The sequence below is a fragment of the Cognataquiflexum rubidum genome (assembly GCF_022538115.1).
GTDB lineage: Bacteria > Bacteroidota > Bacteroidia > Cytophagales > Cyclobacteriaceae > Cognataquiflexum > Cognataquiflexum rubidum.
Genome location: NZ_JAKZAL010000013.1, coordinates 70,592 through 86,405 on the forward strand (window position 1 = coordinate 70,592; position 15,814 = coordinate 86,405).

13 protein-coding genes and 1 riboswitch are annotated in these 15,814 nt (G+C 40.7%); of the genes, 1 reads left to right on the forward strand and 12 read right to left on the reverse strand.

All coding sequences use genetic code 11. The features are described 5' to 3' along the window. Nucleotides 1-109: 109 nt before the first annotated feature. Nucleotides 110-3,256: an AsmA-like C-terminal region-containing protein gene (locus MMU05_RS14505; protein ID WP_241142400.1), complete on the forward strand. Its 3,147-nt coding sequence runs from the start codon at nt 110-112 to the stop codon at nt 3,254-3,256. Here the strand turns inward: MMU05_RS14505 and MMU05_RS14510 are convergent. The 12 genes from MMU05_RS14510 to MMU05_RS14565 all read right to left on the reverse strand — a co-directional run bounded on the left by MMU05_RS14510 (nt 3,225) and on the right by MMU05_RS14565 (nt 15,805). Then, entirely contained in the window at nt 3,225-3,644 is a 420-nt protein-coding gene (locus MMU05_RS14510; protein WP_241142401.1) for a hypothetical protein, read from the reverse strand. The genes MMU05_RS14505 and MMU05_RS14510 overlap by 32 nt on opposite strands. Nucleotides 3,645-3,666: 22 nt before the next feature. Further along, nucleotides 3,667-3,999 (reverse strand): DUF3291 domain-containing protein, encoded by a 333-nt coding sequence (locus tag MMU05_RS14515; RefSeq protein WP_241142402.1) that lies wholly within the window; start codon nt 3,997-3,999, stop codon nt 3,667-3,669. Nucleotides 4,000-4,027: 28 nt separating this feature from the next. Continuing rightward, entirely contained in the window at nt 4,028-5,209 is a 1,182-nt protein-coding gene (locus MMU05_RS14520) for a TolC family protein (RefSeq protein ID WP_241142403.1), read from the reverse strand. After that, a complete protein-coding gene (locus MMU05_RS14525) occupies nt 5,206-8,295 on the reverse strand; it encodes an efflux RND transporter permease subunit (RefSeq protein WP_241142404.1) in 3,090 nt (1,029 codons plus the stop codon). The genes MMU05_RS14520 and MMU05_RS14525 overlap by 4 nt, the downstream gene beginning before the upstream one ends. A 67-nt stretch (nt 8,296-8,362) precedes the next feature. After that, nucleotides 8,363-9,859, reverse strand: a complete 1,497-nt coding sequence (locus MMU05_RS14530; protein ID WP_241142405.1) for an efflux RND transporter periplasmic adaptor subunit — start codon at nt 9,857-9,859, stop codon at nt 8,363-8,365. Between the two features lie 77 nt (nt 9,860-9,936). Then, complete coding sequence (locus MMU05_RS14535; protein WP_241142406.1) at nt 9,937-10,350, reverse strand: hypothetical protein; 414 nt, start codon at nt 10,348-10,350, stop codon at nt 9,937-9,939. 99 nt (nt 10,351-10,449) lie between these two features. After that, nucleotides 10,450-10,875, reverse strand: a complete 426-nt coding sequence (locus MMU05_RS14540; protein WP_241142407.1) for a DUF1801 domain-containing protein — start codon at nt 10,873-10,875, stop codon at nt 10,450-10,452. Between the two features lie 5 nt (nt 10,876-10,880). Beyond that, nucleotides 10,881-11,411: a YdeI/OmpD-associated family protein gene (locus tag MMU05_RS14545; protein ID WP_241142408.1), complete on the reverse strand. Its 531-nt coding sequence runs from the start codon at nt 11,409-11,411 to the stop codon at nt 10,881-10,883. Between the two features lie 166 nt (nt 11,412-11,577). After that, on the reverse strand, nt 11,578-12,825 hold the full coding sequence (locus MMU05_RS14550) for a serpin family protein (RefSeq protein ID WP_241142409.1): 1,248 nt from the start codon (nt 12,823-12,825) through the stop codon (nt 11,578-11,580). Between the two features lie 56 nt (nt 12,826-12,881). Next, the gene (locus tag MMU05_RS14555) at nt 12,882-14,051 is read right to left on the reverse strand and encodes a trans-sulfuration enzyme family protein (protein ID WP_241142410.1); all 1,170 of its coding nucleotides are present in this window, start codon (nt 14,049-14,051) and stop codon (nt 12,882-12,884) included. Nucleotides 14,052-14,232: 181 nt separating this feature from the next. Then, nucleotides 14,233-14,340: riboswitch (SAM riboswitch) on the reverse strand. A gap of 242 nt (nt 14,341-14,582) precedes the next feature. Continuing rightward, entirely contained in the window at nt 14,583-15,143 is a 561-nt protein-coding gene (gene pth, locus MMU05_RS14560) for an aminoacyl-tRNA hydrolase (protein WP_241142411.1), read from the reverse strand. An 89-nt stretch (nt 15,144-15,232) separates the two neighbouring features. Then, the gene (locus MMU05_RS14565) at nt 15,233-15,805 is read right to left on the reverse strand and encodes a 50S ribosomal protein L25/general stress protein Ctc (protein ID WP_241142412.1); all 573 of its coding nucleotides are present in this window, start codon (nt 15,803-15,805) and stop codon (nt 15,233-15,235) included. Nucleotides 15,806-15,814 lie beyond the last annotated feature (9 nt).

A 15,814-nucleotide genomic window follows, 5' to 3' on the forward strand; every position in this document is an offset into this window, starting at 1 on the left:
ATTCACCCGAAAAAGCAATTTTTGGCAATCAATGGAGAATTTATTGAACCCATCAAATCAAAAAAGGAGATTTTGGTGTTAATATTATTGTTGGTTTTAATTTCTGAAAATGAATAAACGGATTGTTTCAGGCATAATTTTGATAGTTTTTTTGGCTTTTGCTATCGTTCCCATTTTGTCGTTTTTTTTGCTTTATCAAAATCAAAAGCAATTAACCCAGACTGCAATTGGTTCACTCAATGAAGGGTTGAATGGCAAATTGGAGGTGAAGGATTCGCGGATTTCACCCTTTGCTAATTTCCCGTATGTATCGATTGATCTTCAAAATGTAGTTTTCTACGGGGAGAAAAATCAGGACGCTGAAGTGATTTTCAGTGTCAATGACTTGTATATAGGGTTTAGTGTTTGGGATATTTTGATCGGGAAGTATAATATCAAATCTCTCAAGTTAGAAAATGGGTTTTTGGATTTGAAAAAAGACTTAGAGGGAAACCTTAATCTCCTTCAAGCAATTGGTTTGGATTCCGCAAATACAAAAAATGAAAATGAGGAATTGGAAATCAACCTTTCCCGGATTTCCTTGAATTCATTTAAGGTAAACTACAATGACCTGTCTGATCTGAGTGCTATTCAATTGGACCTTTCCAAAGGTCTTGCTTCTATAAATATTATCGAGGACCATATCTTAGTTGATTTTGCCTCAGATATTGTTTTTGATTATTTGGTTGGCGGCAAACCCTCTTTTTTTGTAAATAAGCATCTTGGAGTTGATATGGAACTCGATTATGACCAAACCAAAAGTGAGGTGTCAATCTCCCGGTCCAAATTGGCTTTGGAAGAAGCTTACCTGACACTATCAGGCAAAGCCATATTGGGTGAGGAAATTTTTTTGGATCTGGAAATAGGAGGAGAAAAGCCGGATTTCTCCCTGTTGGCAGCTTTTTTACCCAATGAGACAGGGGCTGCCTTGAAGAAATACCAAAATGAAGGTGATGTTTATTTCCAAGGAAGTATCAATGGAATAGTAGGAAATGGCAACGTACCTAAGATCGCTTTTGAGTTTGGATGTGACAACGCCTATTTTGTAAATCCTGACAAGAACCGAAAGGTCGATGATTTGAGATTTTCAGGATTTTTTACCAATGGCCCGGAAAGAAGCCTAAAGACTTCAGAGTTTCAGCTTTTGAATTTCTACGCAAAACCTGATCAGGGAAAATTTGAAGGGAAATTGGTCATCCGGAATTTTGAGGATCCTTATGTGAAAGTCAACCTCAATGCGGACTTGGATCTGGAGTTTTTGGGACAGTTTTTTGAGGTGGAAGGATTGGAGGGTTTCAGCGGTCAGGTGATCGTAAATATGGATTTTGATGAATTGATAAGCCTGGACAGTGGCACAACGGGATTGACAGGAATCAAAAACAGCCTCGAAAGTGAGTTGATCGTCAAAAATCTAAACTTCAAATTGCAGGAATATCCTCTTTCTATAAAAAGTGCCAATGTGTATGCCTACATGAAAAACGGCAATCTTAAACTTGAAAATCTTTCATTTAAAATTGAAGATTCAGACTTTAAACTTTCAGGGTCAATTGATGATTTTCCGGCTTTGATACATGGACAAAATAAAGCTGTCAGGTCGGAACTGAAAGCGATGTCACACACAATTGACTTGGGTCAGTTGACTCCGGAGGATACAAGCATTCAAGAAGTGATTTCAGATTTTAGCATGTTACTTTCGTTTGAATCTACAGGTGCTGATTTGATGAATTTTACCCATTTGCCAAAAGGTGAGTTTTTCATTGAGGATTTTCATGCCAAACTCAAAAATTACCCCCACGCTTTTCATGATTTCCATGCCGATATCATCATCGAAAAGGACATGATGGAGGTAAAAGATTTCTCAGGAGAAATCGATAGGAGCGATTTTCATTTTTCGGGAAAAGTGTTGAATTACACCAAATGGTTTCAGGAAGTCACAAAAGGGGACAGCAGGTTTGAATTTGACCTGGTGTCCAATCATCTCAATATCAGCGATCTTCTGAGCTATAACGGAGTTAATTATTTGCCCAAGGATTACCAAAAAGAGGAAATTGACAAATTGAATCTGAAAGGTAGCCTTGACCTCCATTATGATGGCCAATTCAAATCAGCAGATTTTTATCTTACGGATTTGGATGGAAAATTTAAAGTCCACCCTTTGCGGCTTCATGATTTCAAAGGAAGGATACACTATGAAAATGACTACCTGACTATGGAGGATTTTGGTGGTAGAATGGGTGAATCCGATTTTAATTTCAAACTAGGTTACTTCCTCGGAGAACCTGATTCATTACATGTCAAGACCAATTATTTTTCGCTGAAATCCAATGCGCTGGACCTAGATGAATTAATGGCTTTTCAAGGGATCGATGTAGATACCAACCATCAGGAAGCTTTTAATGTGTTCGATCTGCCATTTTCCGAAATGTCGTTTGAGGCTGAAATCGGTAAATTGAATTACCATAATTTTTGGTTGGAAGATTTTCATGCAGTAGCACGAACTACCAAAAACCACTATATCCATTTGGATACACTTTCGCTCCGTGCAGCAGACGGAACCTTGGCTATCAAAGGCTACTTTAACGGAAGTGATCCTGACCATATCTATTTTCACAGTACCATGGAAGCCGAGAAACTTGATCTGGATAAACTGTTGTTCAAATTTGAAAACTTTGGCCAAGATTATTTGATCAATGAAAACTTGCATGGCAAAGTCAGTGGCACCATCAAGAGTAAATTTCTGGTGTATCCTGATCTGACGCCAATCATTGACAAGTCTGAGGCTGATATGGACCTGACCGTCTATCAGGGGAGCCTGGTAAATTTTGCACCTCTCAGTGCCATGTCGTCCTATTTTTCTGACAAAAATCTCAACAATGTCAGGTTTGATACCTTGAAAAATACTTTTGAATTGAAGGAAGGAATCCTATCAATTCCCCTCATGAATATCAATTCCAGTCTCGGATTTATTGAGTTGTCGGGTAAACAAAGCCTGGACATGAACATGGATTATTTTATCAGAATCCCTTTGGGATTGGTCACTTCCGTTGGATTCAAGTCATTGTTTGCAGGCAAAAACAAAGATGAAATTGATCCCGACCAAGAAGATTCCATTGTCTATCGGGATGGCAATAGGCGGGTGAGATTCGTTAATGTCAATATGAAAGGTACTCCTGACGACTATAAAGTCAGCTTGGCGAAGGATAAGAAGTTGAAATAGCCAATCTCCAGCAAAAAATAGCCAATATTAAAGTCAAAGGAGTGGCAAAGAATTTTTCGAAGTCATTGTTTGCGAAAATATTCCCCAATGTATTGAGGCCAAAAACAACCATCAGGATGTAGAAGAAAACCTTGAGGAAAATAGGTTTGACTTTCCAATTCAAATAACCTGCGGAAATACCTACAGCTCCCATTACCAAAAGTGTCACCGAAATGGAGATGGATTCAAACACAACCATTTGTTCTCTATTTTCCAACCTTCCTCCCCAGGTATTTTCAAATGGGATTATTCCGAATAGAATTAAAAAATGGAATACCAAGGTAGCTGAGGTAATCAGCAGGATTCCGTTTGCGGCTATAGCAGGCGTTATAATTCTTGTCAGTTGCATAACTCGGATTGAATGGTTATACTTAAAATTTGAGAGGTTTTACGTCTTCAAGCAACTTCTTGGCTACTTTCCAATCCGGAAATCGATCAGCATCGATGGTTAAGGTCCGGATTTCTTTTGCCAATTTTCCACTTTCTCTCATTGCTTTAAGGTGAGCACCGCTTTTGGAGAAATCTTTCAAGCTTTTTTCATCCGGCCAAAGGGTCATGGTGTAGTGTTTGGTCCAAAACCCTGTTTTTTTCATCCCTAAGCTATTGCTGCTTTTGACTTGAATCTTAATTGACAAGGCGGAATTAGCCAATTTGAAAAACAAAAATGCGTTTTTCAGCTCAAGTGAAGTTATCGTGAGTTTCATAATTGTTGACCTTTTTCAAAGTTTCAAATCAAAGCCTGAATTTTAGAATTTCTGAAATGGTGGCATGGTATTCAAATTCTGTTTGAAGGTAATTGTTGTAAGCCATGTAATAATAATTGCTTTCCAGAAAATATTCGATCGTAGATATATGTCCTACAGCCAAGGCTTTATCGAGATAGTCTTTGCTGTTGAGCGCTGCTAACACCGATTGGTATTCTCTTAATGTTGTCGAAAGTTTCAGGTATTTTTCATAAAGCTGGCGAGAGGAGGAGTATTTGTCATTTTGGTATTGGAGGACTTTGAGGCCTGAAGTGGAGAGTTCGGCTTCACTTTGCCTGACTTTGTATTTGTTTTCCCAAAGTGGGATGGTCGTACCTATGTGAAAGCCATTGAACCTTTGCCCCAAAATAGCCTGGTGACGGAAGCCCGCTTCCAGTTTTGGAAGGGCAAGGGCTTTGGAAAGTTCCACCTGTTTTTGCGCCGAGGCGATATCCATTTCAATAAATTTTAAAGTAGGGTCTTTAGCCTGAATTTCCGCGAAAAGCTCCTCAAAATCCTCCATATCCTGTACTTGGGGATAATCGGTAGATGGGAAGGCGATTTCAGCCCCACCGTTGAGTCCGGTCAATTTTTGAGTCAGTTGGTTGACTTGGGACAGGTTAAGCTGGTAATCTTTGTTGATCTCAATCAATTGAAGCCTTGCCTTATTAACATCGAGGATATTGCCCTCTCCGGTACTCAGCCTTTTTTCAAAATTGGCTAAAAGGCTTTCGGTAAAGGCTTTTCTTTCCTCCAATTGCTTGTGCAGTTTGTTTCTATAAATCAATTCCATGCAGGTGTTTTGCGCCTCAAAGAGGATTTCTTGCCTGCCGGCATTGTATTGAAAATCGGATTGAGAAACCCTTCCTTCTGAAAGCTGCTTTCTTTTGCTATAAGAAGTAGGAAAATCAAAAGCCTGATTGACCAAAAAATCCGTCTGATTTCCGGCATTCAGGGGAAAGCCATACATGAAATCGTATTCCACATTGGGATTGTAGAGAGGATTGTTTGATTTGAAACCCAGTTTTTGTGCCTCTGTATTTTGGGCATTGGCCTGCAGGGTTTTGTTGTTTTTCTCAATTTCCGCCAAGATATCTTCCATACTGGCTTGTGCCAAAACAGGAAAGGCAACGAATGAAGTCAGCAGTAATGAATAGATTATTTTTTTCATTTTATCTCAGATTTTGTTTTGGATAGATAGTACACCATCGGCACGATGATGAGATTTAAAAGAGTAGAAGTAGTCAATCCCCCCAAAATGACTTTTGCCATTGGGCTTTGGATTTCATTTCCGGGAAGGTCACTCGCCATTGCCAAGGGAATCAACGCAAGCCCCGCTGTGATGGCAGTCATCAAAATAGGACTCAACCTGTCTTTCGAGCCTTGAATGACCGTTTGGTAAAGGTCCATTCCTTCTTCTCTCAAAGTTTCATAGTGGGAGACCAGTAAAATGCCGTTTCGGGTAGCAATGCCAAATAAGGTGATGAACCCGATGATGGCAGGAATGCTCAGTATTCCATTGGTAAAATAGATACTCAAAATCCCTCCTATCAAGGCAAGAGGCAAATTGATTAGAATGATTGAAGCCGTTTTTGCATTTTTGAATTCCTGAAAAAGAATCAGAAAAATCACCAATAAAGAAAACATCGAAGTTATCAGTAGGGTAGAAGATGCTTCTTCCTCAGCTTCAAATTGACCACCGAGTTCGACATGGTATCCTTCTGGCAAATTGATGTTGTCGTTTATCCTCTGTCGTACTTCGTCGACCACCGATTTTTGGTCACGGCCCGATACGTTTGCAGACACGACTGTTTTTCTTTGGACATTTTCCCTGTTGATCGTATTGGGTCCACTGGCTGATACTATGTCAGCCACGTAATGAAGCGGTATTTTTTCACCGGTATGGGTATCAATTTGGGTGTTGAGGATATCTTCCATTTTCCCCCTGCTTTGTGGATCAAACCGCACAATAAGGTCAAAGGAGCGGTTTTCCTCATAGATATCAGCAACTTTTTCACCCGATAATCCGACATCTACAAATTCATTGAACTGCCCGATGGTAATCCCATAATGGCTCAATATCTCTCTTTTGGCCTTGATCTGGATTTGGGGGATTTCGATCTGCGGTTCCACACTCAGGTCTACCAATCCTTCGATATTCTGAATTTCATTTTTGATCTGATTGCCAAGCGCATTCATCCTGTTGAGGTCCGAGCCAAATATTTTGATGGCAATGTTTGCCCGTGTACCCGAAAGCATGTGGTCGATTCTGTGTGAAATCGGTTGACCTATTGAAATATTGGCTTCCTTAACAACAGAAAGTTTATCCCGCAAGTCTGCCAAAAATTCTGCCCTTGTTCTTTCCCCAAGTTCAAAAGGAACCTCAATTTCAGAGGAATTGACGCCTTGGGCATGTTCATCCAATTCCGCCCTGCCTGTTCTTCTTGTAGTGGAAATAATTTCAGGAATAGTCAGAAGGATATCCTCCACCCTTTTTCCGATTTTATTACTTTCTTCCAATGAAAGTCCCGGTAACGAGACAACTGCCAAAGTCAAAGCCCCCTCATTAAATTCCGGTAAAAAGCTTCTTCCTAGTTGCGTGAAAGCCAAAATAGCCACTAGCAACATGGCAAGCGCCGAACCGATAAATGACTTCTTCCATTTCATGGCGAACTCCAAAAAAGTAACGTAGGACACTTGAAGTTTGGTCACGAGCCAACTTTCCTTCTCCTGTTTTTCGAGCCTTTCTTCATTTGTCAGCATATAGCTGCACAGCACCGGTGTCAATGTGATGGCAATGATCAGGGAAGCAAAAAGCGCCACGATAAAGGCGATGCCCAATGGTGCCAAAAGCTTTCCTTCCATTCCTGAGAGAAAGAAGAGCGGAATAAATGCCACAATGATGATAAATGTAGCATTGATGATGGATTGACGGATTTCAAAGGAGGCATTGAAAATAACCTCAATCTGATTGGTTCTTTCTGCTTTTGGTTTCTTGGCATTTTCCTTCAGCCTTTTCAAAACATTCTCCACATCAATGATAGCATCGTCTACCAAATCACCGATTGCGATCGCCATGCCTCCGAGACTCATGGTGTTGATCGTAAAACCAAGCCACTTCAAGGTCAAAATTGCCACAAGCAGAGAGATAGGAATCGCTAAAAGGGAAATGACTGTTGCTCTCCAATTCATCAAAAACAAAAAGAGAACGATCACCACAAAGGCACTTCCTTCCATCAGGGTTCTTTGGATATTGCTGATGGAAGCATTGATAAAATCCGCTTGCCTGAAAACTTTGGTGTTGATGACGATGTCTGCAGGCAAGGTTTTTTGAAGATCAAAAACAGCTTCATCGATTTTTGAGGTCAATTCCAAAGTATTGACACTTGGTTGTTTGGATACAGCGAGCACCACAGATGGCTTACCGTTATTGGAAGCATCGCCGATTTTTGGTGCTGCTCCGATTTTGATTTCTGCGACATCTTCGATCCTGATGACCTGTCCATTTGATTTTTTGATGATTGACCTTCCGATTTCGCTTACGTCATTCGTTCTTCCAATCCCCTTGATGATGTATTCATTTCCATACTCATTCAAAAATCCTCCTGAAGAGTTTCCGTTTGATTCTCCGGCTGCAGCAATAAGTTCCGAAAGGGAGACACCGTTGAAGTTCATCCTTTGGGGATTGGCTTGTATTTGGTATTGCTTGAAGTCTCCGCCATACACGATTACCTGAGCTACACCACCGGTAGCCAAGAGCCTTGGCCGGATAATCCAATCAGCGATGGTTCGCAAGTCCATCATAGTAGTGCTGTCAGCAGAAAGGGCGACAAACATAATTTCTCCCATGATGGAAGATTGTGGTGCCATAGTGGGTGTTCCTACCCCGCTAGGAAGCCTATCAGATATGGTGGCTAATTTTTCATTGACCACTTGTCTTGCCCGGTAGATATCCGTATCCCATTCGAATTCGACCCAAACCACTGAGAAACCTCCTGATGATGCACTCCGGACCCGTCGGACATTACTTGCTCCGTTGACAGATGTTTCTATAGGAAAGGTGACAAGACGCTCCACCTCTTCCGGGGCCATGCCGTGGGCTTCAGTCAAGACCACTACAGTAGGCGCCGTCAGGTCAGGGAAAACATCCACTTCCATATTGAAGGCAATGTATGTTCCAAAAAGTGATAACAGACCAAAGCCGACAATGACCAAAAGTCGGTTGTTAAGTGAAAATTTTAAGATTCTGTTGAGCATGTTTTTCTTGATGTATTATATTGAAAATCAGTAGGTTAGTGTGGTATACCTACAAAACAACTCAAGGTCAATGGGAGTGACCATGCTCCGGAATAGCTCCTGAGGCACTTGCCAATTTGATGGCATATGCCCCTTTAGTGACGACCCTTTCTCCTTCTTTCACTCCTGAGAGTACCTGTACATGTTTTCCATCATTGCCTCCCAATTTGATTTCTCTTTTTTGGAAAGTTTCTCCCCCTGTCTGTACAAAAACAAAGAAATTTCCAAGCTCTTCCATCAAGGCAGAAGAAGGAATCACCAAAGCATCCGGTATGGGAGTTGATTTCAGGTAAACTTCAGCCACAGATCCCGGGATGATATTTCCAATATTGTCTATTTCGAAAGAGATCGGTATGTAGGACATATTTTCGGAAGTACTTTTCCCGAAGGAGATAACCTTACCGTTCATGTTTTCTGTATCAAAAACTGTCTCTTCGCTTATGATTTTAAAATTGGCAGCGCTGATGGAAGGTAATTTTTGGAAGTACTTTTGGGAGACATTTGCCTGAAGTACTATTTTTTTGTTTTTACTGACCAAGGCCAAAGGAATTCCGGGTTCGACATATTGACCTTCAGAAACAAGGAGATTTTTGAGGAAACCATTTGAATTTGTGGTTACTTTTTGGCCGGAAGCGGAATAGTTTTTGGAAACTGCCTGATAGCTCGACTGCATGTTTTCATACTCAAGTTTGGTTTTGAGGAAATCCCTTTCCGAAATAATCTTGTCCTTCACCAAAATTTCGGCCCGTTCAAATTCAGCTTTGGCCAATTCGTATTTGGCTTTGGTTTCTTTGTAGTAGACATCGGGATTTCCTTGCGCAAGGCTTCCACCGGTGATGGTAAAAAGATGGTCGCCGACATTCAGCTTTGATCCAACAATCGTTTTGTTGCTCGCAAAAATGACCGCGCCCCCTGAATTGGCCGTGATCACCGTTTCATCTCCCGGAGCGGGAAGGACCTGACCACTAGTTTTTAGGATTTCCCTGAAGGTAACCCTACGTACGGGTTCATTGGCAAATTCAATATTCCAAGCCTGAGGCTTCAAATATGTGATCTCCTCCCCGGTTTCAGACGCTTTCTGATTTCTGACCACAGCAACCAAATCGCTGAAAACCTCGATATTTTCAAAAACAAATATTTCGGAACCTTGGCCGGTTTGGACATCGAAGGTGAGTTTCCCTGCACCGCTTGATTCAGGGGTGATTTCAACTTCATAGATGCCTGTACTTGCTTGGCTATTTGCTTCAGCCAAAAAATTCTTTCTGTCCAAGGTAAGTGTGACTTTGATTTTCCCATCTTGAATAGGTTGGAATTTTTCCCCGAGACTAGTCAGGTGAACCATCATGGTTGTTGGTTTTCCGGCTATCAGGTAAGGAAAGTCTACAAAAAGTTCGGTTTTGTCTGAATAGGAGGTCAATGCCACGGGCGGGATTGATTCTTCCTCATCGTGGCTATGGTCATGGGCTTGGCCGCAACTGAAAGCGAGGACCAATAGCCAAGCCAAAAGGGTATTTGCCTTTTTCATGGAAATGTAAATTTAGATTTTAAATAGGAGATGGTGTGCCAAAGAGAATCCAAGCAGGATTATTGGTCACAATGGAATCAGGTAAAAAACGGTGGTGCTCTTAATCCGCCGGGTGGAAAATAGCCAACTATTAGCGAAGCTTCAGTAGGGTCAAAAAATTGTTTATTTACAACAAATACAGGAAAACTGATTTTCAGACATAATGTATCATTGGACTGGAAATCAAAATACTGTTTGTTAAATGTCTCGTCCATATTGGGACAGGAGATGCATTCTACTCCCTTTTGTCCATGGGGAACAAATGAAAAGACATTATCCAATAGGCCATGATGATCAGCAGAATTAAAACCTATGACTTCCCCTTGGTGTGAATGGTGATTGTGGTGAAATTCATCCGCATTTCCATGGTGATGATGGGGAAAAATGCTATGCCCCAACATCATCAATGTGGAGACTGATAAAAAAAACAGGGACAGATAGTTTTTCAGCATTTAATTCAAAGATAAAGAACGCATCAAATGATTCATCATTGAGGGCAAATTATCTGTTTTAAATATAAATGATCCAAATAAACTGCCCAATGACAAAAGTCACTCAGTGGGGTATTTTTCATGGATGAATTTGATACATTCTTTGGCCAAAGCCTTGATTACCTCTTCACTCACATCTGAAAGCTTGTTGATATACACACAGGATTTACCGTTTTTGAATTTACCCAATTGGGCGAGCAGCCCACCGTGCTGACCTTCTACATCACATAATAAATAAAGCGAGATAGCAGCCTTTCTCGGTGAGAATCCCAAAATCGGTGCATCATCCTCACGGCCACTGTCATATTTATAATGGTAAGAACCAAATCCAATGATACTTGGGCCCCACATTTTGGGTTCAAAACCTGACACTTCGCTGAAAATCCTGATCAGTTCAAAGCTGTCTTTTCTTTTCTGGTCATTTTCTACGGAATTGATAAAATCCGTTACAGAACTGTCCGTTTCCTGGGTTTTGTTCTTGGTCATGGTTTCTATTTGTATTTATCATTTAGACTGATTCCCTGCATGATCATCGGTTTGATTTTTTCCAGTCGGGTCAATTGAGTTGCTTCCCGTTTGGCTTCCTGTATGTATGCCGAATATTCTTTTTGTTTGTAAGAACTTAGCTTTTCAAAACAGAAATTGAATTCTTCATCCGAACACAATGCCTCGCTGAGTATGGTGGGGATTTCTATTTCCTTAGATTTTTGGATGTCAGGTTTAAGCCCATTTTTAGCATTTTCAATGGCCTCTTGGATGTAAGAAATGATTAAATCGGGATTGATTTCTTCGATGGATTGAAACCTCCATTGCCGTTGTGATTTGGTTTTGCCCTCTTGTGCATTGACCAAAACCTGCGCAGGATCGGATAGAAAAACGCCATTGTAAAACCAAATCCCCACATAGGATTTGAATGCCGCAATACCCAAAATATTTTGACCTCTGTAGGTATAGACATCAATTCCCCATTTGATTGTCCTTTCCAGTTCGGTTTGCGAAATAATGGATTTCAGTTTATCCATTATATCCATTGGGTTTTTGATCATTTTGGGAAAAATTAGATTGAGAATCTAATTTAATTCTGATTCCGATAAAATACCAGCCTTAGGCTTAGACAAAAAATTATGAAACAGTACCAGAGGCACAAAAGTCGACCTTTTATGCCTTTTGGTCGTAACTAAAATAACATCAAAGTTTTGAAGGATCACCCAGTTTCCCCATAAATAGAATTGCACCGCTATGTTTTTCCTGAATAAAGAAAATGAAGGGCTTGTCCAAAGTAATTACTGTAGGAAATGAAGGTCCTGCTGAAGTAAATTCAATGACTTCCACAATCGTTGCAGCGGCCGCTTCTGTTCCCTTTTCATCCACTTCAATCATCGCATCATGGATAACACGGGATATTTTCAGGTCATTGGTAGGATTGGAAAACAGTTTGGTGAAGTTATCGGGATGGAAAGAGAAAGGCTTGACTAATCCCATCGCCATTAGATCAGCTTTCATGTTTGCCATTTTGTACTTCATTTTGAATTTGGGCATTTTGAGGATGAAGTTCTGTTCTGATGAGTTTTTTCTCCACATTTCAATGTTACCCAAATTCAAATATTGGCTTACCTGATCAAGATCGCCTTGCGGATTGTACAGAATTCCCATGGAATATTGGCCTGTGGAATAGGGTATTTCAAAGTAGTGGTATCCATCTCCAAAATAACCTCTAAATGCGGAAGGTTTATCCAAGTCCATCATGTCTACCAGAACAGGATTCCCTGGAAAAGGATAAAAGTTTTCCTTTTTGGTTTTGGAAGCTACAAATTGATACTTCCAATCAGCTTTGTAATAAATGGCATTGACCAAATACATGACAGCATTGGAAGGAATTTCATCCAACATATCTTGGATTAGGTTATTTGTTTTTTGAGCTATCCAGTTGTTGATGATGTTGACTGAATTGGGATTCAGCATATCAAGTCCTGCGATTTCAGCATTGTAGTATTCCCTTGCAATATCCTTGAACGGCACTTGTACCTGATACTCCTGCTTGTACCAAATGGCATTGGCAATGGCCAATTTCACTTTCGGATCAACTTGTAGTAAAAATTCAGTCAGTTCTTTGGAGCCACGATTGGCATCATCAATAGACATTCCCTCATACCTGAGAAGATCAACAAATTCTTGGAGAACTTCCCCCTCATTCCCATTCATGGTCATGGAGAGGGCCTGATGGATGCTGTAAGGACTGTAAAATTGATTGGCTTCTTCAGTGTCATTCAGCTGCGCAAAAAGATCAAGGGCGAATTTTGTACTCGAATTGGCCAGTTCTTTTTCATAAGTGGCCAGAGTTCTCAAATTAGCTTCGGCAGGTTTTATTTCTTCGGAAGGCACACAGGCAAAGAATAGTGCACCAAATGAAAAGAGGGGTAGGAGAAGTTTTTTCATAGTTAGAGCATTTGTTTGACTAAACGGAGAATAGAAGGAAAACGCTACAATGAAAATTACTTTGATTTCTCCAATGCCCTTTCTACATCTTGAATAATATCTTCATAATGTTCCAAACCCACTGAAAGTCTTACCAAACCATCTGAAATCCCGACTTTTGCCCTTTCCTCCACCGAAAGTTTGCTATGCGTAGTAGATGCCGGATGGGTGATGATGCTGCGGCTGTCTCCGAGGTTTGGGGTGATGGATACCATCTGAAGGGAATCTATGAATTTTTGTGCCCTTGCCAATCCTCCTTTCAAGGTCAGGGTAATGATGCCTCCTCCTTGTTTCATTTGTTTTTTGGCAAGTTCATATTGTGGATGGGAGGGAAGGAACGGATATTTGACAAAGTCAATTTCAGTATCTCCTTCAAAATAGGTGGCGACTTTCAAGGCATTTTCACAATGCCTGTCCATTCTGACAGCCAAGGTTTCCATGCTTTTGGACAAAATCCAGGCATTAAAAGGGGAAATAGATGGGCCTGTATGTCTGGTGAAAAATTCTACTTCTTTGATCAGTTCTTTTTTGCCCAAAATCAAACCTCCTAAAACCCGGCCTTGACCGTCGATGTATTTGGTGGCGGAATGTGTGACGATGTGCGCTCCCCATTTTGCAGGTTGCTGCAGGTAAGGTGTGGCAAAGCAATTGTCCACCACCAAGATCAATTTATGTGCTTCAGCAAATTTTCCTGCCCATTCTAAGTCAATGATTTCTAATCCCGGATTGGAAGGAGTTTCGATAAAAAGCATCTTGGTGTTGGGCTGCACGAGTTTTTCCCAATGTTGAAAATCCGAAATATCTCCGTAAGTGGAAGTTATTCCCCATTTTGGGAAAATGCGCGTGAGTAGCTGATGTGTAGAACCAAAAAGGGAGCGGGAAGCCAAAATATGGTCTCCTTGCTGCAAAAGTGATGCAATACTTCCAAACATGGCCGCCATACCCGATGAGGTCGCAATTCCGGATTCTGTTCCTTCTGCTGCACAGACCTTTTGGATCAGGTCGGAGGAATTGGGATTCGAATACCTTGAATAAATATTTCCTTCTATTTCCTCGGCAAACATCTGTCTCGCTTCCTCAGCCGAATCAAAAGTAAAACTTGAAGTCAGGTAAATCGGCGAGGAATGCTCTCTTTGGCTTGATTTGGTTGCAGAAATGCGGATTGCATCGGTTTCAAAATGGGACATGGGAATGGTATTTAGCTATTGGTTAATAGGTTAGATGTGCTTTGAAATAAGGAATTGGCAGGAACTGGAATCTGATGAAATTAAAAAACTTGGCGCTAATACTTGGTACATAGTACATGGTACTTCGTACTTCCCAATTTTAAATAATCCCAGAAAATGAAAATAAAATCGCATAATGTCTAATTTATAGGTCCCGTTTGTCCGGGCAGGTATTGGCACCTTTCTCGATGTGTCGGGATGGTTGCCAGAGGGTCAGCGAGCCTGTTCTCTCACCTCTTCTTTATAAATCAGTTGCCTGAAGTGTTCACAAAGAAAGTTTCCAAAAAGTTGATTTCAAAAGATTCTTTCAGAATACTTTTTTATTGAAGGGATATTAGATTGAAATACGATGGAAATAGGGTTGAAATACGATGGAAATAAGGTTGAAATATATGAAATGGATATTTATCGATATTTGATATTTATGGATATTGGATGAGTGAAAATTTGGCGGTTTTGTCTCACGTCTCAAATCTCACGTCTCACGTCTTATTAATCATTAAATTGTGTCATCGTCATATTGATCCCGACGGTACAGAAACTCAGGACCATGTCTATGGCTTTGTCCATAAAAATCGGAAGTTCGTCGATTTCTTTTTGAGACCATCTGCCAAGGACGTATTCTATCTGTCTTCCTTTCGGAAAATCATCTCCAATCCCAAATCTCAATCTGGGATAATCCTGTCCTCCTGCAAGTTCTTCGATGTTTTTCAATCCATTATGTCCTGCTGAAGAGCCTTTTCCTCTCATTCTCAATTTACCAAAAGGCAAAGCCACATCATCCACGATGACCATGATGTTTTCTTTGGGAATGTCCAATTCCTTCATCCAATAATTCACCGATTTGCCACTAAGGTTCATGTAAGTGGTGGGTTTGATCAGGTAAATCTGTCTGCTTTTGTATTTGAAGTTGGTACTGAATGCAAGACGGTCACTTTTCCAGGAAACACCTTGCTTGTCAGCGAGTCTGTCTACTGTCAAAAATCCTACGTTATGTCGGGTCAACTCATATTCTGGACCGATATTCCCAAGTCCTACAATCAGGTATTTCATCAATTCAATTTTTGGAATGTGGTGCAAAAATAAAAAATCCTGCTTAAGGACTAAGCAGGATTTGATTTATTGGTTTTTAAGAAGTGAAATTATTCACCTTTTTTACCTCTCAATGCTCTTGGAATACCTACAGAGACGATCGATACATTGGGGCTGGTTAGGATATCAAATCCCTGCGCCTTAACTTCACCTACTCTGATTGACTTTCCGAGGTCTAAGCTTGACACATCCACCTTGATTTTGTCAGGAAGGCTGGCTGCTAGACCTTTTACAGCAATTTTTCTGGTTTTGAATTCCAACTTACCACCTTTTTGAACACCTGGTGCCGTACCGACAATTTCCACAGGGATTTCAAATTTGATGGCTCTATCAGGGCTGAAAGCCAAGAAATCTGCATGCAACAATACGTCACTTACAGGGTGAAACTGGCAATCTTTCAACACCGCTTTCATTATGTTGCCTTCGATGTTCAAGTCAACTGTGTGCACATCTGGTGTGTAAACCAAGTCTCTGAACAGAATAGCAGGAGAATAAAAGTGGATTTGTTCTTTGATCGCAGGACCGTAAACTACGCAGGGTACATTACCTTCTTCACGGATCTGCTTCAAGTCTCCACTCTCGAGATTTGCTCTTTTAAACCCTATAATCTCTAATGATTTCATAAATTTTTT

Coding starts and splice junctions, on each gene's coding strand:
- MMU05_RS14540 (WP_241142407.1), bottom strand. CDS start 10,875: ATGACCAAGAACAAAACCCAGGAAACGGACAGTTCTGTAACGGATTTT.
- pth (WP_241142411.1), bottom strand. CDS start 15,143: ATGAAATACCTGATTGTAGGACTTGGGAATATCGGTCCAGAATATGAG.
- MMU05_RS14550 (WP_241142409.1), bottom strand. CDS start 12,825: ATGAAAAAACTTCTCCTACCCCTCTTTTCATTTGGTGCACTATTCTTT.
- MMU05_RS14565 (WP_241142412.1), bottom strand. CDS start 15,805: ATGAAATCATTAGAGATTATAGGGTTTAAAAGAGCAAATCTCGAGAGT.
- MMU05_RS14545 (WP_241142408.1), bottom strand. CDS start 11,411: ATGGATAAACTGAAATCCATTATTTCGCAAACCGAACTGGAAAGGACA.
- MMU05_RS14515 (WP_241142402.1), bottom strand. CDS start 3,999: ATGAAACTCACGATAACTTCACTTGAGCTGAAAAACGCATTTTTGTTT.
- MMU05_RS14520 (WP_241142403.1), bottom strand. CDS start 5,209: ATGAAAAAAATAATCTATTCATTACTGCTGACTTCATTCGTTGCCTTT.
- MMU05_RS14510 (WP_241142401.1), bottom strand. CDS start 3,644: ATGCAACTGACAAGAATTATAACGCCTGCTATAGCCGCAAACGGAATC.
- MMU05_RS14530 (WP_241142405.1), bottom strand. CDS start 9,859: ATGAAAAAGGCAAATACCCTTTTGGCTTGGCTATTGGTCCTCGCTTTC.
- MMU05_RS14555 (WP_241142410.1), bottom strand. CDS start 14,051: ATGTCCCATTTTGAAACCGATGCAATCCGCATTTCTGCAACCAAATCA.
- MMU05_RS14535 (WP_241142406.1), bottom strand. CDS start 10,350: ATGCTGAAAAACTATCTGTCCCTGTTTTTTTTATCAGTCTCCACATTG.
- MMU05_RS14525 (WP_241142404.1), bottom strand. CDS start 8,295: ATGCTCAACAGAATCTTAAAATTTTCACTTAACAACCGACTTTTGGTC.
- MMU05_RS14505 (WP_241142400.1), top strand. CDS start 110: ATGAATAAACGGATTGTTTCAGGCATAATTTTGATAGTTTTTTTGGCT.